Origin of the sequence: Methylophilus sp. Leaf414 (genome assembly GCF_001425425.1) — a bacterium.
In the GTDB taxonomy this organism is placed as follows: Bacteria; Pseudomonadota; Gammaproteobacteria; order Burkholderiales; family Methylophilaceae; genus Methylophilus.
In genome coordinates this window covers 779,855-803,650 of record NZ_LMQQ01000001.1, presented here as the reverse complement: position 1 = coordinate 803,650, position 23,796 = coordinate 779,855, and the positions used below count along the sequence as shown (strand labels likewise).

General features: G+C 48.1%; 26 protein-coding genes. 12 read left to right on the top strand and 14 right to left on the bottom strand.

Features of this window, described 5'->3' with window-relative positions:
* The first annotated feature begins 94 nt into the window (after nucleotides 1–94).
* A complete protein-coding gene (locus tag ASG24_RS03955) occupies nucleotides 95–868 on the top strand; it encodes an ABC transporter ATP-binding protein (RefSeq protein WP_055868086.1) in 774 nt (257 codons plus the stop codon).
* A 1,007-nt stretch (nucleotides 869–1,875) separates the two neighbouring features.
* On the opposite strand, the gene ASG24_RS03950 is transcribed toward ASG24_RS03955, so the two are convergent.
* Both ASG24_RS03950 and ASG24_RS03945 read right to left on the bottom strand, forming a co-directional pair.
* Entirely contained in the window at nucleotides 1,876–2,973 is a 1,098-nt protein-coding gene (locus ASG24_RS03950) for a hypothetical protein (RefSeq protein WP_055868082.1), read from the bottom strand.
* A 304-nt stretch (nucleotides 2,974–3,277) separates the two neighbouring features.
* Nucleotides 3,278–4,411 (bottom strand): MFS transporter, encoded by a 1,134-nt coding sequence (locus ASG24_RS03945; protein WP_055868079.1) that lies wholly within the window; start codon nucleotides 4,409–4,411, stop codon nucleotides 3,278–3,280.
* Nucleotides 4,412–4,554: 143 nt separating this feature from the next.
* On the opposite strand from ASG24_RS03945, the gene ASG24_RS03940 reads away from it, so the two are divergent.
* On the top strand, nucleotides 4,555–5,208 hold the full coding sequence (locus ASG24_RS03940; RefSeq protein ID WP_055868076.1) for a nucleoside-diphosphate sugar epimerase: 654 nt from the start codon (nucleotides 4,555–4,557) through the stop codon (nucleotides 5,206–5,208).
* A gap of 63 nt (nucleotides 5,209–5,271) precedes the next feature.
* On the opposite strand, the gene ASG24_RS03935 is transcribed toward ASG24_RS03940, so the two are convergent.
* On the bottom strand, nucleotides 5,272–5,523 hold the full coding sequence (locus tag ASG24_RS03935; RefSeq protein WP_055868072.1) for a DUF2798 domain-containing protein: 252 nt from the start codon (nucleotides 5,521–5,523) through the stop codon (nucleotides 5,272–5,274).
* A 115-nt stretch (nucleotides 5,524–5,638) separates the two neighbouring features.
* On the opposite strand from ASG24_RS03935, the gene ASG24_RS03930 reads away from it, so the two are divergent.
* Both ASG24_RS03930 and ada read left to right on the top strand, forming a co-directional pair.
* Nucleotides 5,639–6,562 carry a LysR family transcriptional regulator gene (locus ASG24_RS03930; protein WP_055868068.1) on the top strand — a complete coding sequence of 308 codons (924 nt, stop codon included), beginning with the start codon at nucleotides 5,639–5,641 and terminating at the stop codon, nucleotides 6,560–6,562.
* A gap of 161 nt (nucleotides 6,563–6,723) precedes the next feature.
* On the top strand, nucleotides 6,724–7,743 hold the full coding sequence (gene ada, locus ASG24_RS03925) for a bifunctional DNA-binding transcriptional regulator/O6-methylguanine-DNA methyltransferase Ada (protein ID WP_235562299.1): 1,020 nt from the start codon (nucleotides 6,724–6,726) through the stop codon (nucleotides 7,741–7,743).
* Here ada and ASG24_RS03920 read toward each other — a convergent pair.
* A complete protein-coding gene (locus tag ASG24_RS03920; protein ID WP_055868064.1) occupies nucleotides 7,740–8,636 on the bottom strand; it encodes a LysR family transcriptional regulator in 897 nt (298 codons plus the stop codon). The two genes, ada and ASG24_RS03920, sit on opposite strands and share 4 nt — an antisense overlap.
* A gap of 140 nt (nucleotides 8,637–8,776) precedes the next feature.
* On the opposite strand from ASG24_RS03920, the gene ASG24_RS03915 reads away from it, so the two are divergent.
* Nucleotides 8,777–9,535, top strand: coding sequence for an SDR family NAD(P)-dependent oxidoreductase (locus ASG24_RS03915; RefSeq protein ID WP_055868059.1), 759 nt, complete (start codon nucleotides 8,777–8,779; stop codon nucleotides 9,533–9,535).
* Between the two features lie 65 nt (nucleotides 9,536–9,600).
* On the opposite strand, the gene ASG24_RS03910 is transcribed toward ASG24_RS03915, so the two are convergent.
* The 3 genes from ASG24_RS03910 to ASG24_RS03900 form a co-directional block, all read right to left on the bottom strand.
* On the bottom strand, nucleotides 9,601–10,458 hold the full coding sequence (locus tag ASG24_RS03910) for a DUF6279 family lipoprotein (RefSeq protein WP_055868054.1): 858 nt from the start codon (nucleotides 10,456–10,458) through the stop codon (nucleotides 9,601–9,603).
* 214 nt (nucleotides 10,459–10,672) lie between these two features.
* Nucleotides 10,673–11,230: a YMGG-like glycine zipper-containing protein gene (locus ASG24_RS03905; RefSeq protein WP_055868050.1), complete on the bottom strand. Its 558-nt coding sequence runs from the start codon at nucleotides 11,228–11,230 to the stop codon at nucleotides 10,673–10,675.
* 4 nt (nucleotides 11,231–11,234) lie between these two features.
* On the bottom strand, nucleotides 11,235–11,702 hold the full coding sequence (locus ASG24_RS03900; protein WP_055868047.1) for a hypothetical protein: 468 nt from the start codon (nucleotides 11,700–11,702) through the stop codon (nucleotides 11,235–11,237).
* Nucleotides 11,703–11,974: 272 nt separating this feature from the next.
* Between ASG24_RS03900 and ASG24_RS03895 the strand changes: the two genes are divergently transcribed.
* The 5 genes from ASG24_RS03895 (at nucleotide 11,975) to pqqA (ending at nucleotide 16,157) form a co-directional block, all read left to right on the top strand.
* Nucleotides 11,975–12,547 (top strand): hypothetical protein, encoded by a 573-nt coding sequence (locus tag ASG24_RS03895; protein ID WP_055868044.1) that lies wholly within the window; start codon nucleotides 11,975–11,977, stop codon nucleotides 12,545–12,547.
* Nucleotides 12,547–13,605, top strand: coding sequence for an aldo/keto reductase (locus tag ASG24_RS03890; protein ID WP_055868040.1), 1,059 nt, complete (start codon nucleotides 12,547–12,549; stop codon nucleotides 13,603–13,605). The genes ASG24_RS03895 and ASG24_RS03890 overlap by 1 nt, the downstream gene beginning before the upstream one ends.
* A 67-nt stretch (nucleotides 13,606–13,672) precedes the next feature.
* Nucleotides 13,673–14,758: a phospholipase A gene (locus ASG24_RS03885; RefSeq protein ID WP_055868036.1), complete on the top strand. Its 1,086-nt coding sequence runs from the start codon at nucleotides 13,673–13,675 to the stop codon at nucleotides 14,756–14,758.
* Nucleotides 14,759–14,816: 58 nt separating this feature from the next.
* Complete coding sequence (gene nhaA / locus ASG24_RS03880; protein WP_055868033.1) at nucleotides 14,817–15,971, top strand: Na+/H+ antiporter NhaA; 1,155 nt, start codon at nucleotides 14,817–14,819, stop codon at nucleotides 15,969–15,971.
* Between the two features lie 114 nt (nucleotides 15,972–16,085).
* Nucleotides 16,086–16,157, top strand: a complete 72-nt coding sequence (gene pqqA, locus ASG24_RS14875; RefSeq protein ID WP_081624291.1) for a pyrroloquinoline quinone precursor peptide PqqA — start codon at nucleotides 16,086–16,088, stop codon at nucleotides 16,155–16,157.
* A 74-nt stretch (nucleotides 16,158–16,231) separates the two neighbouring features.
* Here the strand turns inward: pqqA and ASG24_RS03875 are convergent, their stop codons facing one another.
* Together ASG24_RS03875 and ASG24_RS03870 are read right to left on the bottom strand one after the other, a co-directional pair.
* Nucleotides 16,232–16,726 carry a pyridoxamine 5'-phosphate oxidase family protein gene (locus tag ASG24_RS03875; protein ID WP_055826508.1) on the bottom strand — a complete coding sequence of 165 codons (495 nt, stop codon included), beginning with the start codon at nucleotides 16,724–16,726 and terminating at the stop codon, nucleotides 16,232–16,234.
* Between the two features lie 66 nt (nucleotides 16,727–16,792).
* Nucleotides 16,793–16,990: a hypothetical protein gene (locus tag ASG24_RS03870; protein ID WP_055826504.1), complete on the bottom strand. Its 198-nt coding sequence runs from the start codon at nucleotides 16,988–16,990 to the stop codon at nucleotides 16,793–16,795.
* Nucleotides 16,991–17,302: 312 nt separating this feature from the next.
* On the opposite strand from ASG24_RS03870, the gene ASG24_RS03865 reads away from it, so the two are divergent.
* The gene (locus ASG24_RS03865; RefSeq protein WP_055826501.1) at nucleotides 17,303–17,545 is read left to right on the top strand and encodes a DUF2171 domain-containing protein; all 243 of its coding nucleotides are present in this window, start codon (nucleotides 17,303–17,305) and stop codon (nucleotides 17,543–17,545) included.
* Between the two features lie 65 nt (nucleotides 17,546–17,610).
* Here the strand turns inward: ASG24_RS03865 and ASG24_RS03860 are convergent, their stop codons facing one another.
* Nucleotides 17,611–18,075 carry a PA2169 family four-helix-bundle protein gene (locus ASG24_RS03860; RefSeq protein ID WP_055868029.1) on the bottom strand — a complete coding sequence of 155 codons (465 nt, stop codon included), beginning with the start codon at nucleotides 18,073–18,075 and terminating at the stop codon, nucleotides 17,611–17,613.
* A 415-nt stretch (nucleotides 18,076–18,490) separates the two neighbouring features.
* Between ASG24_RS03860 and ASG24_RS03855 the strand changes: the two genes are divergently transcribed.
* Nucleotides 18,491–19,093, top strand: a complete 603-nt coding sequence (locus ASG24_RS03855; protein WP_055868027.1) for a Yip1 family protein — start codon at nucleotides 18,491–18,493, stop codon at nucleotides 19,091–19,093.
* 94 nt (nucleotides 19,094–19,187) lie between these two features.
* On the opposite strand, the gene ASG24_RS03850 is transcribed toward ASG24_RS03855, so the two are convergent.
* From ASG24_RS03850 to ASG24_RS03835, 4 genes are all read right to left on the bottom strand, one after another.
* The gene (locus ASG24_RS03850) at nucleotides 19,188–19,805 is read right to left on the bottom strand and encodes a response regulator transcription factor (protein WP_055826491.1); all 618 of its coding nucleotides are present in this window, start codon (nucleotides 19,803–19,805) and stop codon (nucleotides 19,188–19,190) included.
* 79 nt (nucleotides 19,806–19,884) lie between these two features.
* The gene (locus ASG24_RS03845; protein ID WP_055826488.1) at nucleotides 19,885–20,988 is read right to left on the bottom strand and encodes a DNA topoisomerase IB; all 1,104 of its coding nucleotides are present in this window, start codon (nucleotides 20,986–20,988) and stop codon (nucleotides 19,885–19,887) included.
* Nucleotides 20,989–21,060: 72 nt separating this feature from the next.
* Nucleotides 21,061–22,392: a sorbosone dehydrogenase family protein gene (locus ASG24_RS03840; RefSeq protein ID WP_055826485.1), complete on the bottom strand. Its 1,332-nt coding sequence runs from the start codon at nucleotides 22,390–22,392 to the stop codon at nucleotides 21,061–21,063.
* 38 nt (nucleotides 22,393–22,430) lie between these two features.
* The gene (locus ASG24_RS03835; RefSeq protein ID WP_082487968.1) at nucleotides 22,431–23,777 is read right to left on the bottom strand and encodes a cyclopropane-fatty-acyl-phospholipid synthase family protein; all 1,347 of its coding nucleotides are present in this window, start codon (nucleotides 23,775–23,777) and stop codon (nucleotides 22,431–22,433) included.
* Nucleotides 23,778–23,796 lie beyond the last annotated feature (19 nt).

Below are 23,796 nucleotides of genomic sequence, written 5' to 3'. Positions count from 1 at the left end.
TGTTCGCGTAGCCACTGAATCCTTGTTTTCTTTAGTTTGATGCCTTGGGCAATGTTATAACAGTGTCCATGAGATCAAATTGAGGAGCACAGATATGTCCCAGACCAGTGAAAAACTTAATCCGGCTGCCGATGCCATTTTGCAGCTGGATAATATTGAAGTGATTTATGAAAAAGTCATTTTTGCCATCAAACATATTTCGCTACAAGTAGGGCCGCAAGCGATTGTCGCCTTATTGGGCGCAAATGGGGCGGGTAAAAGCACTATACTCAAAGCCATTTCCGGCCTGATTCCCGCGCAGCGTGGTGAAATCGTGCAGGGCCGGATTTTTTACCAAGGCCATGATGTGACCCAGGCCACGCCTGCACAGCTGGTATCACAAGGCCTGGTGCAAGTGCTGGAAGGCCGGCATTGTTTCGGCCATTTAACGGTAGAAGAAAACCTGCTGACCGGCGCATTTGTACGCCGCCCATCCGCCAAGGTGTTATCGCAGGAACTGGAGAAAGTGTATAACTTTTTCCCCCGGCTGAAGTTATTACGTAAAAATCAAGCCGGTTACACTTCTGGTGGCGAGCAGCAGATGGTGGCGATAGGGCGCGCGTTAATGGCAAACCCCAAGCTGATCCTGCTGGATGAACCTTCCATGGGGCTGGCGCCACAGATCGTGGAAGAAATTTTCGAGATTGTGCACCAGTTGCAGCAGACGCAAGGCTTGAGTTTTCTGCTGGCTGAGCAGAATGCCACGGTGGCGTTGAGATATGCTGATTATGCCTATGTGCTGGAGAGTGGGCATATTACGCATCATGGCGATGCGCAGACAATAGCAAGCAGTCAGGCGTTGAGTGACTCGTATTTGGGTAAGCAGTGATTGAGAGGTTATTGAAACGTAGTTTTTCGCACCTAGGCGAGTTACTTTTCTTTGCTTGCCCAAAGAATAAGTAACCAAAAGAAAGGGTACCCTAGCTTCCGCTTGATTCCTGCGTTGCTCGAACTAGGACTTTCGTCCGTTGCTTTGCCGGACTTAGGCATAAGCGGTCACGAAACTCATCCTAGCGGCCTGCACAAAACGCAGGCCACCGCGGGATTCGAACAGTCGCTCCCTTCCTCCTTATTTTGCCTGCGCTACTAGGCGCGTCAGATAGGGGCCCGTTTAAACCACCACGGTGCAACGTTGATTGGATATGTAACATTCAGCGCGCTAAGTGAGTTTTAAACTTTAGAGGATCAAAAATTAAATGCTAGTAACTCTAGTTCTTTGCTTCTTTTTCCGCAGTGCTTGAGCGTGATGTAGTGCAAAGAATTACTCTCAAATTGAAAGCGTGTGCCTTTCACGGGCCCCTATCTGACGCGCCGAGTAGCGCAGTCAGCGTGGGAGTTTTCGGCCAGCGTTTGTTCGAGTTCCGCGGTGGCTTGCGTCTTATGCAAGCCGCTAGGGCGAGTTTCGTTGGCCGCCCGCGCTGATGAGCAACACAGGGAAAAAGCGGAGGCTAGGGTGCCCTTTACTTTGGTGCCTTTGCTTTGGGCAAGCAAAGGAAAGACACTCGCCTAGAGGCGAAAAAGAACAGTGAATATTCTGAAGAAATACCTATTTAGGAAATACAGCAAGCGTAGAACCCGCTCTTCGATTTAATCAAGCTTGGCATCAACCTTGCCTGGATTCTGGCCTCCGCCAGAATGACGATATTTTTGCAGGGCGCGCTGGCTTCTGCGGAAGTCAGCTGTTACGCAGAAAGCACAGCATGCTGTGCGAAATCGCTACGCCAGAATGACGAGCATGCAATATAGCGTTGACTTTATCTCGTTGTAAATAAACTTGCGTTCGCCATAAAAAAACGGCTCAGAAAGCCGTTTTTTTAAGATGTTGATGCAGGCGGGTTAGAAAAAATGCGCCACATGGAAAATGGCCTTAATGCCATCAATATCCGGCAGGTTATTACGGTTCTCCCTAAAGTAGAACACATCGATACGTTTGTTGCTGTCACCATCAATCAGGTAACCCACGCCCACATCCACGCGCTTGCGATCCAGGCCGGTGGTATCGTTGTTAAATTCCTGGTAAATCACTTTTGGCTGGAATTTACCGATCCATACCGTATCGGCAAAGGTGTAACTACCATTTACGAAAAAGCCTTTTGCTTCCGGTAACACGGTATCGCCGGTATTGTCGTTATCATAATTATAGTAAGACGCTTCAGCGCCAAGCACCGCGCCATTGCTTAATGGTTTTTCCAGGCGCGCATCTACGTTCCAGTATTTGGAATCGCCCTGATTAAGGATAGTCCCCGTACCATCTTTCTGGTAACGGTAGGAGCCGCCGATGGAAAGGATAGACTTTTTACCATCATAGCTGGCAAGGTTGTAAAAGCCTGGCTCGGTATCCCAGAAGTTGTATTGCAGGCGGGTGGCATATGACAAGTTGTCAGACTGGTTTGAGCCGCCCTGGCGTCCGTTGGTAGCAGACACATAGTATTTAAAGGCGGCGCTTTGGTCCCATCCAAAAAATACCGCGCCGTTATCACGACCGGCAAATTCATAAGAACCCTGTTCCGCAATCGGGAAGTCAAAGGTTGTGGAATACATTGGTGCCGAGGCGGATGCACGGCTGGCTGCCGGCAGGAAGCGACCGGCCCAGATATTCACGTAGTTGTTGATTTCCAGACCCAGGTGACCATCCAGTAATTCAATTTTGTCATCAGCGACATTGCGCGCGAAGTTGAATTCATAGGTCACGTTTTTATGCAATTTACCGTTGGTATATAAACGCGCTTCTTCCACTTCAAAGTCTTTGGAGCGGCTTCTACCGTTCGGGGCGGCATCGCTGATCGAACTGAAGCTCACGCGTGAAGCCAGGCCGATATTGAGGAACAGATTTTCATCCCGTTGGATAGTCGGATCTGCATAAGCCTGGCTGCTGAGGATCATCCCGGTGAGAACCGCTAACTGTTTACGATGAATTTTTAATTTTGTTGTCATTTTAACTCTCTGCTGTTTGAAAGATTGGAATAAGACTTTCGAGCGTTTTCAGGCGCAAAACGAAGTGATACCAATCTGCTTATTGCAGAAAGTGTGCCATTATAAAAACTTAATTAAAACAATGGCTTAATGTGTTTTTTGGTGTGTGGGGTATGCTGGGTAATCGGCACGGTTGCTGGTGCTATGCCGTTGAGTCAGCAGGCCATGATGTGGCGGTCAAATAAGGTAAATCAGGCATCCTTAAATTGCTGCTTTACAAGCATGAAATGGCCAGTGAAGCAGCAACACGATTTATTTTTCCGGCTTATTTTTTGGTAATCAAAAATGAGAAAACCGGCACTAAACCAAGCAGCAATGCCAGCATGATAAATGCATTGGGCAGGCCGATTTGTTGCGCGACAAACCCGATCAAGGCGGGGCCGAGTAAGACGCCGGAATAGCCAACAGTGGAAATAGCCGCCACCGCCAGACCGGTCGGCATCTGGGTTTGCGCACCTGCCAGCCTGAATAGGATAGGTGCCGTATTGGAAGCCCCTGCGCCAATCAGCAGAAATCCAGTCAATGCGGCAAGCCTGGAGCTTGCATGCACTGCGATAAACATCCCCAGCACGGCGACGATACCTCCCCATAATAAAACCCTGCGATCCCCTAAACGGTTACTCAGGCCATCTCCCATAAAACGGCCGCTTAGCATGGCAATGGAGAACATAATATAGGGCAGGCCGCCTTGTGCGGTGGGTACTAAACCGGCATCGGTAATCAGCAAGGCGCTCCAGTCCAGCATGGCGCCTTCGACCAGGAAGGCGATGCCGGTCAACAAAGCAAGGATCAGCACAATACCTCTGGGCAAGGAAAAAAGTTGTCCATGCTCACCTTTAGGCGTTTGCGATAGCCGAGGCCAGGTTGCCAGCATTAATACGGCTAATAAAATAGCAGAGACCAAGGCACTGCTGAACGTGGTCATATGCAAACTCAGCATCAAGGTCATGATGGCCGAACCAGCAAAGCCGCCCACACTGAACATGGCATGAAAACCCGACATCAATGAACACTCGGAGGCTTTCTCTACCTCGACTGCATGCAGGTTCATGGAGACATCCAGTGAACCTAGGGATGCGCCAAAAAACAATAAGGTAATGGCGAGTTGCAGGGTGCTTTCAGCAACCGGGAGTAGCATGACGGTCATGGCAAGTGAGAAGCCACTCAGGATGATGATGGAACGGTTACCAAAACGCGCACTGATGGCGCCGGTCATCACCATGGCAGAAACGGAGCCTAGGCCCAGGCATAACAATAATGTACCTAACACGCCGGGATCCAGATGCAGCTTCTCCCGCATAAAGGGAATCAAAGGTGCCCAGCATGAAAGACCAAATCCGCCCACAAAAAAAGCGAGCCTGGTGGCTAATCTCGCGGCGTTACTATTTAAAGCTGGCATTGATTTCCTGTATAAAATTATAGGTACTTCTTTTGAGTTGATATGTTTTTGGCCTACACTCGCCTTTGCGGTCACTCATCATATAGATCATTGGTGTCTGAATGATTTCAGGAAAACAGATTTACTCCAGGGAGGTATCACAAATGGCAAATCGTCGAGTTGTTCTGGCTGGCGCATCAGGGTTGGTAGGCTCCTCACTATTGGTGTATTTATTGCAGGATAGTTCCGTGTCAGAGGTGCATGTATTGGGCCGGCGTCCTTTAAATATTTCACACCCGAAGTTAACTATCCATGTAGTGGATTTTAAGTTCATTCCTGCTTTGCCTCCTCTGGATGAAATCTATCTCGCATTAGGCACTACCATCAAACAGGCGGGGAGCCAGGAGGCATTCCGGGCGGTGGATTTTGAGGCAAATCTGGCAGTCGCGCATGCAGGATTTTCGACGGGTGCAAAGCGTCTGGGCTTAGTCAGTGCCATGGGCGCCAACGCCAACGCTTCCATTTTTTATAATCGGGTGAAAGGCGAATTGGAAGATGCATTATCCAGCCTGGCGTTAGAAACACTCATTATCGCCCGGCCGTCATTGATCATAGGTGACAGGGAAAAGCTGAACCAGCCCAGACGGGTTGGCGAGAAAATAGGCACCTGGCTCAGCACGCTTTTGAATCCATTACTGCCCATGAATTACAAAGCGGTTGAGGCAAAAAAAATTGCCCTGGCGTTGGTTTCTGAAGTCCCTAGGCATCAAGGAAAACGCGTGTTGCTATCGGGTGAGATTCAAGGTTTTAATACATGATCAGCGTGGATGTGGAGTTGGCTATCTTTGCAGAACCGCAAAAGATAGCCGGTTGAAGACTTGTTAATCAGTGTATACCACGACTGATACCAGGTGCATCACGACCGGCCTGACAATCAGCACGCAAAAAAATGCCACCGGCATTGCCAGCGTGTAGGCGTGCAATACACGCCAAATATATCCGCTATGGATGCCGCTATTCGCCGCCACAATCACCATGGACATTAAAAAAGCCATGATGCCTGCCATAAAGAAAGCAAACACATAAGGGGTAAACCTTTTTGGAATTCTGTATGTGCTGTTTACTTGTTTCATTTTCATCTCCATATTCGAAGCGACACTTTATTCGTATCTTTATTGGTCAGGTAGAAGATTGATTATTTATTCATCTTAAAGATAAACTATCGAATGCATTCATTATTCGATAGTTATGGATACGCTCAGAAGTATTGAAAGTTTCGTCAAAGCCGTACAGGCAGGCAGCATTGCTGCCGGAGCGCGGTTACAAGGCATCACTGCTGCTGCAGCCAGCCAGAATATACAGCGTCTTGAAAAGTCACTCGGCACGCGCTTGCTGATTCGTACTACACGCAATCTGGCGATGACGGAAAGTGGCGAGCTGTATTACGCAGAAGTTGAGCATCTGATTGCGGGTCTGGCTCGTGCGCAATCTGCAGTGACTGAGTTTCATGGCCAGCCGCAAGGGCGTTTACGGGTAGGCACCTCCGTGGCTTTCGGGCGGCATATCCTGATGCCTTTGATTCCGGTATTTGCGCGCAATTTTCCTAAACTGTCGATTGAGGTCGTGTTATCTGACCGCAGTCTGGATCACGTCACCGAAGATATTGATGTCAGTATCCGCTTCAAGGAACAGCTGGAACCTGGCCTGGTCGCCAGAAAGATTGCAACCGCACCTGTCGTCTACTGTGCTTCTCCAGACTATTTGCAACGAAAAGGCATCCCGAACAATCCGGAAGCGTTGTCGCGGCATGACTGCCTGATGTTTCGTGTGCCTGTGGATGGTCGTCTATTCAGCTGGACATTTGTGCGTCAAGGTATCCGTTATGCGCCCGAAATCACGCCCAGCATCATTTGCAATGACATAGACTCACTGCATCGCCTGGTGCTTGAAGGCGCGGGGATTACGCGCCTGGCGACATTTATCGCCAATAAAGATATTAACCGGGGAGCGCTAGTCGCATTATTTCAGCCCGATCCTGCCAGCGCTGACGAGGTTCAATCGGATACAGTTCCACTGGAGTTCTACGCCTGTTTCCGTGACCGGCATGCCATCACCAACAAAGTGCGGGCGTTTGTAGACTACCTGGTGAGTGCCATTCCGCAAAGCTGGTAAATGTGGAAAACGCATCGCAGTAATTCAAAAGCAAGAATCGGCGTTCTTGAATTTTTATTTCCGGGTATCTTTGTGATTATCCAAACAAGTTCAAGCAGGATAGTGTGACCATGCATAGTGACCGTGAACCAGATATCAGGAGTGATCCCCGCTGGCAGTAAGTGCTCACGCGAGACCGTGACGCAGACGGAGAATTCTTTTATTCAGTAAAAACCACCGGCATTTACTGTCGCCCATCGTGTGGCGCACGGCTACCTTTGCCGGAAAATGTTGAATTTCACGTGACCGCCAGTGAAGCAGAAAAAGCCGGGTTCAGGCCATGCAAGCGATGCAAACCAGATCAACTCGCTTTATCGGCTGCACATGCAGAAAAGGTTGCCGAAGCCTGTCGCCTGATAGAAAGTGCTGAGGTAGCGCCTACGCTGACGCAGTTGGCCGCTCACGTAGCATTAAGCAAATATCACTTTCACCGGCTGTTTAAATCCATGACAGGATTAACCCCTAAAGCTTATGCGTCGGCACATAGAGCACACAACGTGCGGCAAAATCTACAAGCCAATATCAATATCACCGATGCCATTTATGCGGCAGGCTATGAATCGAATAGCCGCTTTTATGAAAAATCCAGCCAGACCTTGGGCATGAAGCCTTCGCAATACAAGAAAGGCGGCGCTAATACCGAGATCCGTTTTGCCCTGGCTGAATGTTCGCTCGGTAGCCTCCTGGTAGCCAGCAGTGCCAAAGGCATATGTGCAATTTCCATGGGTGATGCTCCGGATACTTTATTACGTGAATTGCAGGATAAGTTTCCTCAGGCAAATCTCATTGGTGGTGATGCTGGATATGAGTCGCTTGTCGCACAGGTGGTCGGTTTTATCGAAGCACCCAAGCTCGGATTGGAATTGCCATTGGACATACAAGGGACGGCTTTCCAGCAAAGGGTGTGGCAAGCCTTGCGTGAGATTCCTTGCGGAAAGACCATTACTTACAGTCAACTAGCCCAAAAGCTGGGTATGCCAAAAGCGTTACGGACAGTGGCCAGCGCGTGTGCCGCCAATACACTGGCGGTGGTAATCCCCTGCCATCGCGTGGTCAGGCTGGACGGTTCACTTTCCGGTTATCGTTGGGGCGTGGAGCGTAAAAAGATGTTGATTGAATCAGAGAAAATGAAGAGTTGTTAAAGCTGCGTTTTAATCACTTCGCTTAGCCAGTCCATAAAAATACGTACCCGCTTGGACAGATTGCGTCTATGCGGGAAAAGAAGTGAAACTGGCATAGCTGGCGCTGTGCTATTACGCAAAATCTCAACCAGGTTACCACTAGCCAAAAGTTCATGCGCGCCGAACCTGGGCGCTTGCATAATGCCTAGCCCGGCGGCGCAGGCTGCGCGATAGGCATCCGTGTTATTGACGCAGATGCGGCTTTTCATTTTATAGCTTTGCGCTTGGCCTTTTACGCTATATTCAAAGGCATCGAATCGCTTGTCGGTGCCGGTCTGGTAATGAATCAGGTAGTGGTTCTGTAAATCTTCAATACTGCGTGGTTCACCATGTTCGGCAATATAGGCGGGACTGGCAAAGTTGGTTTGCTGCATTTCGCCAATTTTGCGCATGATCATGCCTGATTCTTCGACTTCGCCAGTTCTGACCACACAGTCATAACCTTCGCTGATCAGGTCAACCTTGCGGTCTTCGCTGCTGATGTCTAGGGACAGGTTAGGGTAACGTTGCAGGAATTCCGGTAATGCCGGAATCACCAGGTGACGTGCCATTGGGTGTGACATATTGACGCGGATGACGCCGGAAATTTGACTGTCATCGCTAATGAACAGGGTTTCCAGTTCTTCTATTTCACTGAGCACATCTTTGCTTTTCTCATAAAACAGTTGCCCGTCTGGTGTCAGTTGCACGGTACGTGTGGTGCGATGAAACAGCTGGGTTTGCAGTTTGGTTTCAAGCTGTTGTATGGCTTGTGACACGCTAGCTTTGGGTAGGCTCAGGCTTTCTGCTGCCTTGGTAAAACTCCCTAACTCAGCCACACGGACGAAGCGCTTTAAACTTTCATTAGTATCCATCTTCTAAACAACCATTCTTTGAAATGCTACTGTTCATTAATTATGAACAGTATAGTCAAATTTTGCATATTTATCCGTTATGAGAATACCAATAAACTGCACCTACTTTGATTACCTTTAATCACTTTAGGAGATAACAAATGGCTACAAAAATTGGATTAATCACTGGCGGCAGCCGTGGATTGGGTAAAAACACCGCATTGGCGATGGCACGTCAAGGTATTGATGTGGTATTGACTTACCAAAGCAAACAGGACCTTGCTCAGGAAACGGTCAATAAAATTGTAGCGCTGGGCCGCAAAGCGGTGGCGTTGCAACTGGATGTAGCAAAGGTCAGCAGTTTTGATGCTTTTACTACCAAGTTGAAACAGGCGTTACAAACAGAATGGCAAACCGGGAAATTTGATTTTCTGATTAACAATGCGGGCACTGGTATCACTGCACCATTTGCGGAAACGACTGAGCAGATTTTTGATGACATGGTGAATATCCACCTGAAATCTACTTTCTTCGTGACGCAGAAATTGCTGCCATTGCTCAATGATGGAGGCCGCATTATCAATATTTCCAGTGGCCTGGCACGATTTACTTTACCTGGCTACAGTGCTTATGCGGCCATGAAAGGTGGCATCGAGGTACTGACGCGCTATATGGCTAAAGAGTTGGGCGCAAGGGGGATTGCGGTAAATACTGTGGCCCCGGGTGCGATTGAAACCGATTTTGGCCAGGGCCTGGTAAGGGATAACAAGGATGTGAATGCGTTTATAGCCTCACAAACAGCACTTGGCCGTGTTGGGGTGCCGGATGATATCGGCCCCATGATCGCCAGTTTGCTGTCTGAAGATAACCGCTGGGTGAATGCGCAACGGATAGAGGCATCAGGCGGGATGTTGATTTAATAAGCGTATGGATAAAAAAACAGGCATTCTCTAGCCTGTTTTTTTACTTACCCTAATCCATCAGGTTATTTGCTTTGCAGTTGGGTGAATTGCGTCTTGTAATCTTCCACCCACTGTTGAGCATGCAACCGTTGTTTGTCATTTGTACTTGCATGCAAGCTGGCGATGGTTTCACAGGTTTGTTGCGTGATTTTGTCGATGTGAGCCTGGTAAGCCAGATTGGGACTGTTTTGCATACGCTCAAAACCTGCACGGACCAGTTGTGATTTTTCTTCGTTTGACGTAGAAGGGTTTCGTAGGGCTTTTAAAATATTTAACGCATCTTCATCACGCCGTTGAATTTCAGAGAATATGGTAGCCGGGTCTACATTATTCCTGGCAATGCTTTGTTTTAAGATGTTTATTTGTTTTTCGTTTAAATCCCCATATATTTTTTCAGCATACTCTTTGGATTTCTCCAGTCTCACTTCACGCTGTTCCTCGGCGGTTTCCTGCCACCATTCCTCTTTCCATTCTGTATTGCGTTTTTCCAGCTTTTGCTGGAAATGCTGCAATTGTTTATCGCTCAGGGTAGTGCCTATGTCCACAATGATAGAGATGAATTTCGTTTGCAGCGCCTGCGCATTGGATTTGATGGATTCAATGCGCTGGCAGGCGGTTTCTGCAGTCACCTCATGGCCTAGATCTTTGTTTATTTCATCCAGCAACGCTACATAACGAGGCAGCTCGTTTTTACGGTGCCATGCATGCAACTCCTGCAGCGCTGGTTTAAGTTTGGCTTTTTGCGCATCGCTGAAATTGAAGTAATCATCCAGCCGCCATGCGATCAGCGCAGGCGCGTTGTTGTAAGCGGTTTTTACCACACTACAACTGAGGGTTGAAAAGGCGAGCGCCAGGATAAACAGGTTTTTAATTATTTGCATGACTCTAGGACCACGCCTGCAATGCTTAAGTTTGCGATGCAGTGATTTATAGCTAGTGTTTTATTGTGAAACTGGCCTGGCTCGCCAGCAGCGCTATCTTTGCCGAACCCATCTTTACACAGGCGCACCTGTGCCTGCGTTTGCGCGGCCCGGAATAGAAAGTGAACAGACCAGTCACCATCAGGCAGCGCAAAATGGTTACCTTTTTGGATTATTAACGCTGATAGCCAGGGGGTGGCGGTGGAGGAGGGTAGTAGGTTGACCTCTCAGGAGGCGTGCCTATCGTAGTTTGCGTTCTGGTGATTTGGGTTGAGCTGGTGCCCTGTGTATAGGTTTTAGCCATGCTGGCAGGCACGGGGATTTTATGACCTGCCGCATACATGCATTGAAAATACGCATTGTCGTATTTTTGCTGGGCATTCTCGCCACTAGCCGCGGCGGTATCTGCGCCAATCGCGCCGCCGGATAATGCCCCTACACCGGCACCAATCGCAGCTCCCTGGCCACCGCCAGCAGCAGCGCCTATCGCTGCACCGATGACAGTGCCGACTGCGGTGGTCGCGGCCAGGCTCTCGTTATATTGCTGATTGACCGATTTGGAACCCATCTGCGTCATGGCAAAATTCCGGCAGGATAAATCGGCACTCCTGAATGTGTTGAAGTCTTTGCCGGTGCCGGGTAAGGCCATGTTGCTAGGGCCGGTCGGGGTTGTTGCACAGGCCGTTAAAGCCAGCGTCAAACTGACAAGCGCAATATTTGTGGTCTTGCTCATATGCTTATTTCGCCGAAGTCGCTGGAGGTGTTGGTGTCACCTGTTTCCAGCCGGCCGGGCATTCTTTCACGTATGGATAATAAGTATCTGACTGCTCACAGTAATACCAGTAACCCTGGCTGTTACCTGCGCTGGTAGAGGGCGCAGCCTGTGCTGGTGGCTGAGCGTTGGCGTTGGCATCAGGCACTGAAGTGATACTCCCACCCTGTTCGATATATACCTGAGGTTGTGGTGGTTGTGTCACAATCACCTGCGGCTGGCTGTAAGCATATGGGTATGGGTAATAAGGATAGCCATAAGAATATGCAAACGCTGGCGGAGGCGCATAGAACGGGTAGGGGCTGCCGACATAGACGCCTACACTGCCACGCCAGCCTCCGCGGTGACCGGGTGGATGCGCTTGTGCGATGTTGCTGATTAGCGCCAGGCTAACCAGCATACCCGCCAATATACTTGATTTCATTTTCATCATTTACTCCCAAAAAACTTCGGTAATACGCTTAGCAATTAAGACCGGAGAATAATGAAATCTATTCATAAATACCCTTGTTGTTTTGTATCGGTTTGTATCTATAGTGTTTGAAAGCGTATTGCCCTGTAGCCACATTTGTTGCCAACACGCCCAAAGTGAAACATTTCCATAAAAAGCCGCTTGATAGCCTATCTTTTTAAGGCTGCTTTTAGTAACTTGTCAAAGTGCGTACAGAGTGCGCAAGCAAATTGCTTGATTCCAGGAAGTACAAGATGCAACCTCAATCCCAATCCGTGCAGCAAATCAATTTGGCTTATGACAACCAGCAGGATCGCCTGCTGTTGAAAGCGGCTGTAAATAATGAGCAGGAAGTCCGCGTATGGATTACTTACCGTGTCGCGCGGCAAATATTCATTGTGTTAAACCGTGAGGCGCATTTGCCGGTGGCAGCGACTTCAGTGACTGCTGCCTTGCTGGATAATATGCAATCCCCGGCAGAAGCGACACGCCAGTTTGAACAGGAAGCAGAAGCGGTGCAAAACCTGGAAGCACTGGATTTTGATACGGCTTATCAGCAACGCGGATCTTCAGTGAGTGAGCAGGAGTTATTGGCAATCGAGGCCAGGTTTGTGTCTATTAATGATCAATTGAACAGCATGCAGCTGGTATGTGCAGGCGGCATGAACGTCAATATGGGCTTGAACAAGGAGCTGGTGCTGGCGATCAGCCGCATGTTGATGATCGCCAGTAAAGACGCCGGTTGGGTTTTACCGGCAGAGAAGGAACCACAAGCCGTTTCCAGCATCGTAATGCAGGTACCAACAGAAAAGCAGGTGTTGCATTAATGGATGAGACGTATCTTGGAGACAGCGGCATCCGCGTTTCTAAAATTGCTTTGGGCACCATGACGTATGGCGACCAGAACACACAACAGGATGCAGAGAACCAGCTGGACTTTGCCCTGGCGCAAGGCATTAACTTTATCGATACCGCTGAAATGTATCCGGTGCCGCCCAAAGCCGAAACAGTTACCCGCACTGAAACCATCCTTGGCCACTGGATCAAGAAGCAACCGCGCGACCGCTTTGTACTGGCAAGCAAGATAGCCGGGCCGCGGCGCGGCATGCATTGGATCCGCGGAGGTCCTACCGGCATGGATAGGGCGAATATCCGCCAGGCCGTGCATGACAGCTTGCAGAGACTACAAACCGATTACCTGGATGTGCTTTACCTGCATTGGCCGGAGCGCAACGTGCCTATGTTTGGCCAATACCAGTTTGATCCTGAAGCTGAACTTGATAGCGGTGGCCAACCGATGGCATGGGTGCCTATTCAGCACCAGCTGGAAACGCTGGCGGAGCTGATCAAGGAAGGCAAGGTGCGCACAATCGGGCTTAGCAATGAGCAGCCATGGGGAGTGATGGAGTTTTTAAGAATTGCGCGCGAACAGGGCTTGCCGCGTATTTCTGTATTGCAGAACTGTTATAACCTGATGAACCGCGGTCTTGAGTTTGGCATGGCAGAAATCCTATACCGCGAACGTATCAGCCTGGCGGCGTATTCACCGCTGGCATTTGGCCATTTGACCGGAAAATATGTTGAAAATCCTGCCGCGCAGGGCCGGGTCACCATGTTTCTTGGTTATGCGCAGCGTTACAAAAAGCCGGGCGTGCTGGCCGCCTCCACTGCCTACGCTGCGCTGGCAAAAGCGCACGGACTGACCCCGACTCAACTCGCTTTGAGCTTTGTCTATCACCGCTGGTTTATGGGGGCTACCATTATTGGCGCGACCAACATGACGCAGCTGCAGGAAAATGTTGCTGCTTATACGGTTCACTTAAGCGATGAGGTTTTGCAAGAAATTGAGCTGTTGCATTTAACCATGATGAATCCAGCGCCCTGATGAATCACAGATATATAGAGCGTAGTAACCACTATGCTGTTTAAAGTAATTGGATAAGGAAAATCGTATGTTAAAAAGTAATGGGCTGACTGGCCTGATGATGCTGGCATTAATGTTTTCCAGCGGGGCACATGCAGCGACCACCAATGATATGCAAAATGCTCTGCGTACCTGCAAAACCGAGTTTATCGATGATGCCAGTCGCCGGCTGGTGTGTTTTGACCAGGTTGCAGCACAATATGCAACCACGCAAGTCGCTGCCGTAGCCTTAACACCCAAGCAGGAAAATCTTGTGAAAACGGTGGATGCCAAAACCGGCTTCCTGGCACGCAAATGGCATTTGAACCCTGATGACGAGTTGCATTTCACCGATCTGGAAACGTATCAACTGAACTACGTGGTCGGTTCGATTTCTTCTAACCCGAACGATGTACCTACCTCACCTTCCAGGCCTAACACCCAGAATAGAGACTTGAGTAACAGTGACCTGCATTTCCAGATCAGCCTGAAAACCCAACTAATGAATTTGTCTGACTGGTTGCCCGAGAATAACTGGGTACATAGCGCAAGGCTTTGGGGTGCTTACACCCAGCAATCTTTCTGGCAAGTGACCGAAAAAGACCAATCGCGCCCCATGCGTGACCACAACTATACCCCTGAACTGATTTTGTCATTAGGCCTTAATAAACCCGGTGAAACCAAACAGTGGGCAGTCATGCCGGACATGTTAAACCTGGGCATAGTGCATGACTCCAATGGGCGTTCACAGCCACTGTCACGCAGCTGGAACAGGATTTACCTGCAAGGCGGCTGGCAACTGAACGAGCGTTATAGCCTGTTGTTCAAGCCATGGTGGCGTATTCCTGAAAGTAAATCAGAAGATGACAACCCTGACATCAGCAAGTACATGGGTTATGGCGACGTAAGCTTGCGCTGGGATAATGAAGCCAATGACACGGCTGCCAGTTTTACATTGCGCAACAATTTGCGCAGCGATAACAAAGGCTACGTGAAGGTTGATGTGCAATACAAACCACTCAAGAGCGAAAGTGTTAAATTTTACGCCATGCTGGCAAGTGGCTATGGTGTATCACTGCTGGATTACAACCAGGCACAAACGATGTTCGGAATTGGCTTTGCCATTGGGGAGTAATCCCAAGTTTCTGTAAAAAGTGTATTGGCAAGTATGTATCAAGGTAACATGACGGCTTATGTGGCTATTTAATCAACTTCGCAGGCTTTTTGCGTCCGATCAGTCAAGTAGTTTACTGCTATTGCTATTCACCATACTGGCGCTTGTCATTGCCAACAGCGGTTTAGCCGGGGAATACCATGCGTTTTGGCATGTCCACTGGTTGGATCTGAGTTTGGAAGAGTGGGTAAACGATGGGCTAATGGCCATTTTCTTTTTGCTGATTGGCCTGGAGTTGAAGCGCGAGCTATATGTCGGTGAGCTATCCAATCTCAATGATGCCTTATTGCCGACTGTTGCCGCCATCGGCGGTATGTTAACTCCGGCCCTGATCTTCTGGACATTCAATCATGGCACCGAGTACCAGTCAGGTATAGGTATCCCGATGGCAACGGATATCGCGTTTGCTATTGGAGTGCTATCGGTATTGGGATCGCGTGTACCCGTCGCTTTGAAGGTGTTCCTGGTGGCATTTGCGGTGATTGATGACCTTGGTGCGGCTATCGTGATTGCCGTATTTTATACCTCCTCCATCTCGCTGGCTTACCTGCTCGCTGCACTGGCAGTCATCGCATGCTTATTGTTGTTGAACAGGTGGCAGGTGCGCTTCATGGTGCCTTACATACTGGGTGGCGTGATGGTGTGGTGGTTAACGCTGCAATCCGGTGTACATCCCACTGTCGCCGGCGTTGCGCTGGCGTTTACCATCCCCTTTTCAAGGGAAGACCAGGATTCACTTTCGCATAAACTTGAACATGCCCTTTATTTGCCTGTGGCTTTCCTGATTTTGCCGATTTTCGCATTTGCCAATACCGGGCTGGCGATTGATATGCGCAGTTTGCAAGACATGTTCTCTCACAGCAATAGCATAGGTATTATCGCTGGTTTACTCATTGGCAAACCGGTTGGTATTGCATTGGCAGCGTGGCTTGCGGTGAAAGCTGGCCTATGTAAGCTGCCTTCTTCGTTACGATGGGGGCATATAATCGGCGCTGGTATTCTCGGCGGCATAGGCTTTACCATGTCTATTTTTATCACCAACCTGGCCTATGCTGGTGAAGAAGAAATTATCCATATCTCTAAAATGGCGATTCTGGCGGGTTCATTGTTTTCCGGGGTTATCGGTTGGTGGTGGCTTAAAATCGCGCTGCCACCGAAAACGCTCACTACGTAAAATCATGACTGATTTTTAGGGATGCTACGCAAGCCTTGTGCACGGCATCTGCGTATAGTTATTCCTAACGAGATGCATCATGTGATGCGCTCTTAACCTTCTAGGAGAATGACTATGTGGACTAAACCAGCAGCTACTGAAATGCGTTTTGGCTTTGAAGTGACTATGTACGTCATGAACAAATAATTCAAGCGTTAACTTGTATAAACAAACCCGACCTAGTGTCGGGTTTGTTGTTTGTAAAGCCTTAAAGCCTGTTGTTATAGATGATTTAAATGTCCATGGTCGCCCAGGCCGATAGGTCTTGCGGCAACAATGGAAGCTGCCATTGCAAACAACCTGACCACGGAACTATGCGGTGCGTCCCAATATTCAGCGGTATGCGGTACAAACTTAAGCAACGCCAAATTAGGCGAATCAGGGCCATCAGGAAACCAAGGTTTCACAAATGGCGACCATAGCTCTTCTTTACGCGCCTGATCTGTTACCAGCTCGCCGTAACCTGACAGGGAAATATAAGTGCCATCAGGCTCGCCGCTAAAGGCGAGGTTTAATTCATCCAGGTGCTGCGCTTTTTCTGAAGTGCTGTCAGTAAAAAACCAGATATTGCCATCACTATCCATTTCTATCGGACCCATAGGCTGGCTGATTAAAGCACCTTTGTCATCGATAAAGGTGAGCATTGAAATCCTGAAGTCTTCAATCAGCTCGCCCAGTTTGGTCAGTTCTTCTGTCGTTTGTGGGTGAATTTTCATTCTTTTTCCTTTTAAATAGATCAATGTAAATTAATTCAATAGTGGTTAAGCCAGGTATTTTGTTAGTTAAGTCGTAATCGATTTTTCAGCAGATTCACCGGTCGCAACCAAGGTAAAGTCCTCTATATTTAAATCGGGGTTTTCGCTTTCAAATCGCTCCTTGCCTATCCGGTAACTTTCTTCCATATCCTGAGCAATCACGCTGGATGTCCAAAAGGGAACGTCTTGTTTGGGTTTGCTAGCGCTTACATAAAATAAAGCCATCGAATAATCTCCTGTAATTGAAAGGCTAGTCTCAAGAAATAGCTTCTACATTTTTCTTTACGACTACACTTCTATCAGTAATCATAAATTTTCACTCTTGAACTTGCCGTAGGACATTCGAGGATAAGGCTGTCAGATATCATTTATTTTTATGTCAGTCACAAGGAATCATGGATAGTCACAACCAGTTGAATATTCCTACAAAACATTCAGTCATAGTGCCCTAGAGGCTAGAGGCGGCTTGCAGGCAAAATAGAAGCTCGAATTCAGTATGCATCTGGATTAACTAATGCCAACGAAGGGAAGTTAAAAATGATTGAAGCTCATGAAATTAAAGAAGATATGCCGGTAGTGACTGCGCAAGCTGAAGAGTTCGCGGTAGTTGATCACACCACTGGGCCCGATTCGATCAAGCTGAAGAAGGATGATTCCGGCACTCACCATTACATTCCGGTTAGCTGGGTCATTTCTACTGAAGGCGGTGTGGTAAAGATTAACCGCACGCTTGAGCAAGTTAAAAAGGACTGGACCACTAAATCAATGGAAAACGTTTAACGTTTTTCACATTGTAGAAGCAAAAAAGCCCTGCCATATGACAGGGCTTTTTTCTGCTTCATACCTTAGTGAACTTCAGCTGCAGCACGTGCTGCGTCACGTAAATGTTTCACTTCGTCATGGTTACGTTTAGCGCCTTCAAGTTGGCGAGTAACCACCATGCGCACGTTGATTGGCAAGTCTTTTTCAGCCGCTTTACGATAAGCTTTCAGTGCAACGTCCTCACCGCGTTCTGCTTCATTCAGCACTGCGACTGTGTCATTGCTGGTCAACGCTGTTTTCAAATCAATCCAGCGTCTATGCAACGCACCCCCCAAGGTGCTTGAATCGGCAGGGTCGCCACCTAATGAACGCACCAGACCTTGCAGTTCTTTAACGCTGGAAGCGACCTCTAAAGAGCGGCGTAAAAAGAATGCTTTCAACTGTGGGTCGTCCACATTTTCTGCTGAACTGCGGAATCCTTCTTCACCATCTTTAGAAGTTTCAATCAAATCATTGAGTGTAGAAATTACTTCGTCGTTATCTGCCATATCGTTCTCCAAAGTTAAAATTTAAGAGTAGAAATGTCAGTATGCCAACAGCACCTCGCCATCTGAATCAGAGAGAGTCGTAAATACCTGTAGGAATGCCTTTACAATAAAATATAGGCGCTCACGAAACTTTGCTATGGGATATTTTAGCGTGGTTATTTTCATTGAGTCTTGCCTTGGAAGCAAATAACGGAGCATGCGCGAAAGGCGGGTATCAATGATTTTAGTCAGGATTTTAGTCAGGATTTTAGTCAGGCTAACATTGTGGGAATCTACTTCATGCGAAATGTGCTTTTTCCTACATCCAAATCAGACGCAGTCTTGTAGTGACTTTTCTGCAACGCTGGATAATGGCTACTAACGGGCTTTTGAATCTAAGCCATCACCAATTTTTAATAGTAGTCAGGAGTACATTATGAATCTCATCCGCTTGTTTAGTTATGTCACGCCTAAAAGCAGGGAAAAAAGCTTTAAAGCTGAAAAACCCAGTGCCATGCAGTTAATGTTGTTCTATGTACTGCCGCTGTCGCTGATTCCATGCGCGATGATGTATTTCCGTTTGTACCATAATTACCCGAAACAGTTTATGGATACCTTACCCGGTAACCGTTTGATGGTTATCAGTGCCGAGCTGCTTTTGTTACAGATCAGTGTCATTCTAGCGATGGCCTGGATTACGCAGAATCTGGCAGAAATGGTGAATAGGAAGCCATCGTTTCGTGACTCGTTACTGATGATTGCGATCGCCACCACACCATTATGGTTAACTTCTATTTTTTATGTAGTGCCTAGCCTGAGCTTTAATGTGATTGTGCATGCGGTGGCCGTGTTGATTTCAATCGGCCTGGTTTATCGTGGGGTGAAATATATATTCACGATACAAGAGCGTGGTGCGATCGCAACACTGACACTAGCGATTGTTTGTACGGCCGGTTTGGGATTTGCCGTGGTGATGATCGGATCCCTGATTTCATGGGAAGCGATTGAACAATTGCAATTCGCGGTCAAAAAGTCCTAAACATTGATTATTAAAAAAACCTGCGCTCGGTTGAGTGCAGGTTTTTTTTGTTTTCATCTAATATGTGAATTAAAGGTGGCGAGCAACTCAGCGCTTAATTAATCAGGTGATGATCAAGCGCATAGTGGATTAACGAAGCATTATTATGCATATTCATTTTCTTCAGTATCTTGGACCTGAATACACTGACCGAACCGGGTGCGATAGAAAGCTCTTCCGCCACTGAATTTACCGCCTGTCCTTTAATCAGTTTAAAAAACACCTGCAGTTCTCGAATAGACAAGCGCTCATGAAGTAAAGGGTGATCTCTTTCATCCAGCTTCTCATGCGTCGACGCATAATAGGTCTGGCCACGTGCCAAGGCCTTAATCGCCGGCACTACTTGTGCGCTGGTGGCGGTGTAAGACAGATAGCCTCTGCAGCCTAGGCGGGTGAAATTCGCCATCCGGTCTACCTGGTCACTGCCATTAATAATCAATATGGCTAAATTCGGGTAAGCCTGTTTCAGGTCACAAAAAGTTTCCAAGCCGTTTTTATTGGGCGCGGAAACGTCCAGTACCACTACATCAAATTGCTGGGTGCGGATTTTTTCGATGGCTTCACCGACATCACTCACTTCTTCAGCGAGATGCATGGTGCCATCGGCGTCTATCAAGGCTTTTAGTGCGTTATGACTTAATTCATGGCCATAGAGTAATAATATTTTTTTCATTTCTTCGTCTCCAGATCAAAGGGAAGAAGAGTCAGCAAAAAACATAACTTTTTACAAACTAAACTTGTGATCAATAAATTCATGATTGTGCGCTTACCCTTTGTTTTAATAAGCACAACATATATTGCTCGGCCGGATTCAGCTCGGTATCCTTATATTCGGCCTCTTGCACATCGTGTGTAAATCCACTGCCGGACAGGTAGTGTTCGAGAATAAAAGGATGCACATAGCTATTGCGGCATATCGCCGGCGTATTACCCAGTTTAGAAGCCGCAATACGAATGGCTGCCACTATATTTTTCTTGGCTTCGGTGACACTGGTAAATGGCTCCAGCTCGCTCAGAGCCAGCAGCGTATGCAAGCTGCCAAACCAGGTGCGGAAATCCTTGGCAGTAAAATCGCCTTCGGTGATTTGCTGCAAATACTCATTCACATCAGATGAGCCTATGGTGTGGCGTTCTCCTTCAGCATCAACATACTGAAAAAGTGCCTGGCCCGGCAACTCGCGCATATTGCGTATCATGCGCGCCAGCCTGCGGTCTTTCAAGCTGACGCTATGTTCTACCCCGCTTTTGCCACGGAAATGAAATTTGACTTCACTGCCCGCTATCTCGACATGGCGATTGCGCAAGGTAGTGAGACCAAATGATTTATTGGTTTTGGCATATTCGTCATTGCCTATTCGGATCAAGGTGTTTTCGAGCAAGTAAATCATCATTGCCAGCACTTTTTCTTTGCCCAGGCCGGATGACGCCAGGTCGTGTGCAATGTGCTTGCGGATAGCAGGTAACTGCCGGCCAAACTCTATCATGTGCTCGTATTTCTTCGCTTCCCTTAGCCGGCGCCATTCAGCGTGGTAGAGATATTGTTTGCGTCCCTTCACATCGCGGCCGGTAGCCTGGAGATGTCCGTTGGCGCGGGCGCAAATCCATACCGCTTCCCAGGCGGGGGGGATTCTTAACGCAATAATGCGGCTGATTTCGTTTTCTGCCTTGATCAACTGACCCTGCAGATCCAAATACCTGAATTTTCCGCGAAAGCGTTCCCTGCTAAACCCAGGCGTGTTGTCCTGGATGTAATGCAGCTTGTTTAACCTGGCTTCACGCGCAACGTCGATATCAATCGATGTATGCGTATCTTCAGCCAGTGATCGGGTATTTTTTGACAGTTCAGAATCCATCATCAGTTAAAGACATATCTTTCAATAATTAAACGCTGCGCTCCCGCTATCAGGAGCACAGCGTAAATGCTGGTCTTATTTTGTCGCGGTTTTATTATTGCCTTTAACATTCCAGATAACATTGCCAACATCATCAGCCACTAACAGGTGACCACGTTTGTCAACAATGACACCAACCGGACGGCCTTGTGCCTCGCCATCTACATTGAGGAATTCAGTCAGCACATCAATCGGTTTACCTGCTGGTTTGCCACTTTCAAACGGCACAAAAATCACTTTGTAGCCGCTATATGGAATCCGGTTCCAGGAACCATGCTGGCCAATAAACATGCCATTCTTGAATTGGTCAGGCAGGTTGTTGCCTTTTGCCGCAGTGAGGCCCAATGAAGCGGTATGCGAGCCCAGCGCATAATCCGGTTTAATGGCTTTAGCGACCAATTCCGGCTGTTGTGGCTTGATGCGGGTGTCCACATGCTGGCCATAATAACTGTAAGGCCAGCCATAAAAGCCGCCTTGCGACACGGAGGTCATGTAGTCAGGCACCAGGTCGCTGCCGATTTCATCGCGTTCATTGACTACTACCCACAAGGCTCCGCTGTCTGGTTCCCAGGTCATGCCGTTTGGGTTGCGTAATCCGGAAGCGAAAATATTATGCTGACCGGAAGCCGCATCCACCTCCCAGATGGCCGCGCGCTCTTTTTCAGTCTCCATGCCGTTTTCGCCAACATTACTGTTAGAGCCCACGGTGACATAAATCTTGCTGCCATCTTTGTTTGGCAGAATATTTTTGGTCCAGTGATGATTACGTTCGGCAGGTAAATCAGTCACTTTCACGCCCGGCGCAGTGATCTCAGTCTGGCCTTCTTCATAAGGAAACTTCACCAGTGCATCCGCATTGGCGACATAAAATGTATTGCCTACCAAAGCCATGCCAAAAGGCGAGTTCAGATTCTGCAAAAAAATGTGTTTTTGGTCAGCGACGCCATCGCCATCGATATCGCGCAGCAATGTAATGCGGTTAAAGCTCTCAGCACCGGCACCGCCTTCTTTCATAAACAAACCGGCAATCCAACCTTTCAGGCTAAAGCCATCGCTTTTTTCATGATGGTTGGTTTCAGCAACCAGAATGTCTCCATTTGGTAACTCATACAACCAGCGTGGATGTTGTAAATCCGTAGCAAACGCGACTACATTAGTGCCAGGCGCCGAAGTTGGCTTTTTGCCTTCAGGCCAGCCAACCGCTTTAGCGACATTGACGGTAGGGATTAAACCGGTCTGATATGAAGATAAATCGGGTTCGGGACCAAAGCCAGCGGCTTCGGGCAGTTTGGCTGGTTGCGAGCAGCCACTCAGGGCGATCATTAACAGGGAAGCTTTTAGCAGGTGTTGTGGGGGTGTGGTTTGCATGTTGTAACTCCTCAGGCTATTTTATGATGGCAATTTAATTATGTTGTGCGGACGGCGAGAATCTGGTGAGTGCCGGTGACACCTTGTTCAAACTGAATGGCGCAAGCTGTCATATACAGGCGCCAGATGCGATATGTACGCTCACCGACGATCTGTGTAATTTCTTGGTGAGATTGTTCCATTTTTGCCAGCCAGCGGCGTAATGTCAGTGCCTGGTGCCGCCGTAAACCCTCCACGTTAAATACTTCCAGCTTTGCTGCATGCATTTGTTCGCGAAAGTGGGAGAGGGAGGTTAACGGGCCGTCAGCAAATATCTGGCGGTTAATGAATTCTGTGGAGAGCTCATGCTGGCGACCAGGGCTTTCAGTGGTAATGGCATGATGAAGGAGTAAACCACCGGGTTTCAGCACCTGGTGGATTTTAGCGAGATAAGCTGGCAGGTTTTGTTCGCCAACCTGTCCGCAAACATCAATATTCACGGCTTTGTCGTAGCACGCAAAATCGGACAAACTGTCATATCGACCTAGCCCCACAGTCACCAGTTTTTCCAACCCATGCTTTTTGATCTCGGCAGATACGTGCGCACATTGCTCAGGGTTGTGGACTAAAGTGTGTACAAATGCACCATAGTTTTTAGCCGCCCAGTATGCCAGTCCGCCCCAGCTACCACTTACATCTAATAACCTGTCGCCATGTTGCAGATGCAGTTTCAGGCATATAAGATCGAGCTGGTTATGCTGGGCTTGAGCAAGGTCTTGTGAAGCATTGCTAAAAAAGGCACATGAATGCAGCATTCTTTCATCTAGCCACAAACGGTAAAAAGCACTGGGTAGGTCGTAATCAAGCGTAAATGCTGGGGATTCATTTTTTTGTAATGAATTGGTTGCAACAGTATGCTGGTCTGTTTCGGCAACATCAGTCTGATTATCAGCAAGTGTCAGCGCTTTAAATACCAGTCCCAATTTTTCATGCAGTGGCAATGACAGCGACTCAAAATAATAACGCAGCTGCATAGCTGCATTGAAATCACCTAAAATTTGTACTTCACCGGCAAAGTAGGCCTCTGCCAAACGAGCCGGATCACTGAAAAACACCATGTCGCGCAACACTGACGCTTGTTCCAGGCAAAATGTAAATGCAGGCGTGTCGTTGCCGATATAAAGCATGCTGCCATTCCATAAGCGAACCGCAAACGATCCACTATAGTCCTGGAATAAACGGTTCAGGATAAAACGTGCTTTCGATGTTTCATTGACTGCACCGGCAGTCTCAGGCGAGGGTAATTCGGTGGGTGCACTAGGTAAACTGGATGAGAAAGTTAAACTGGTTTCGTCAAATTGCCATGCTTGATCAAATGGAAGCAGGTGATGAGTGTTGCTTAACATGTTATCTGTCTCCAAATTG

Bases quoted from the DNA above. Each gene is read 5' to 3' on its own strand.
- ASG24_RS03920 (WP_055868064.1), bottom strand. From the start codon at position 8,636: ATGGATACTAATGAAAGTTTAAAGCGCTTCGTCCGTGTGGCTGAGTTA.
- ASG24_RS03865 (WP_055826501.1), top strand. From the start codon at position 17,303: ATGATTGAAGCTCATGAAATTAAAGAAGATATGCCGGTAGTGACTGCG.
- ASG24_RS03950 (WP_055868082.1), bottom strand. From the start codon at position 2,973: ATGACAACAAAATTAAAAATTCATCGTAAACAGTTAGCGGTTCTCACC.
- ASG24_RS03915 (WP_055868059.1), top strand. From the start codon at position 8,777: ATGGCTACAAAAATTGGATTAATCACTGGCGGCAGCCGTGGATTGGGT.
- nhaA (WP_055868033.1), top strand. From the start codon at position 14,817: ATGTGGCTATTTAATCAACTTCGCAGGCTTTTTGCGTCCGATCAGTCA.
- ASG24_RS03835 (WP_082487968.1), bottom strand. From the start codon at position 23,777: ATGTTAAGCAACACTCATCACCTGCTTCCATTTGATCAAGCATGGCAA.
- ASG24_RS03945 (WP_055868079.1), bottom strand. From the start codon at position 4,411: ATGCCAGCTTTAAATAGTAACGCCGCGAGATTAGCCACCAGGCTCGCT.
- ASG24_RS03860 (WP_055868029.1), bottom strand. From the start codon at position 18,075: ATGGCAGATAACGACGAAGTAATTTCTACACTCAATGATTTGATTGAA.
- ASG24_RS03855 (WP_055868027.1), top strand. From the start codon at position 18,491: ATGAATCTCATCCGCTTGTTTAGTTATGTCACGCCTAAAAGCAGGGAA.
- ASG24_RS03875 (WP_055826508.1), bottom strand. From the start codon at position 16,726: ATGAAAATTCACCCACAAACGACAGAAGAACTGACCAAACTGGGCGAG.
- ASG24_RS03870 (WP_055826504.1), bottom strand. From the start codon at position 16,990: ATGGCTTTATTTTATGTAAGCGCTAGCAAACCCAAACAAGACGTTCCC.
- ASG24_RS03905 (WP_055868050.1), bottom strand. From the start codon at position 11,230: ATGAGCAAGACCACAAATATTGCGCTTGTCAGTTTGACGCTGGCTTTA.
- ASG24_RS03900 (WP_055868047.1), bottom strand. From the start codon at position 11,702: ATGATGAAAATGAAATCAAGTATATTGGCGGGTATGCTGGTTAGCCTG.
- ASG24_RS03930 (WP_055868068.1), top strand. From the start codon at position 5,639: ATGGATACGCTCAGAAGTATTGAAAGTTTCGTCAAAGCCGTACAGGCA.
- ASG24_RS03955 (WP_055868086.1), top strand. From the start codon at position 95: ATGTCCCAGACCAGTGAAAAACTTAATCCGGCTGCCGATGCCATTTTG.
- ASG24_RS03890 (WP_055868040.1), top strand. From the start codon at position 12,547: ATGGATGAGACGTATCTTGGAGACAGCGGCATCCGCGTTTCTAAAATT.
- ASG24_RS03910 (WP_055868054.1), bottom strand. From the start codon at position 10,458: ATGCAAATAATTAAAAACCTGTTTATCCTGGCGCTCGCCTTTTCAACC.
- ASG24_RS03935 (WP_055868072.1), bottom strand. From the start codon at position 5,523: ATGAAACAAGTAAACAGCACATACAGAATTCCAAAAAGGTTTACCCCT.
- ASG24_RS03850 (WP_055826491.1), bottom strand. From the start codon at position 19,805: ATGAAAAAAATATTATTACTCTATGGCCATGAATTAAGTCATAACGCA.
- ASG24_RS03885 (WP_055868036.1), top strand. From the start codon at position 13,673: ATGTTAAAAAGTAATGGGCTGACTGGCCTGATGATGCTGGCATTAATG.
- ASG24_RS03845 (WP_055826488.1), bottom strand. From the start codon at position 20,988: ATGATGGATTCTGAACTGTCAAAAAATACCCGATCACTGGCTGAAGAT.
- ASG24_RS03895 (WP_055868044.1), top strand. From the start codon at position 11,975: ATGCAACCTCAATCCCAATCCGTGCAGCAAATCAATTTGGCTTATGAC.
- ASG24_RS03840 (WP_055826485.1), bottom strand. From the start codon at position 22,392: ATGCAAACCACACCCCCACAACACCTGCTAAAAGCTTCCCTGTTAATG.
- ASG24_RS03940 (WP_055868076.1), top strand. From the start codon at position 4,555: ATGGCAAATCGTCGAGTTGTTCTGGCTGGCGCATCAGGGTTGGTAGGC.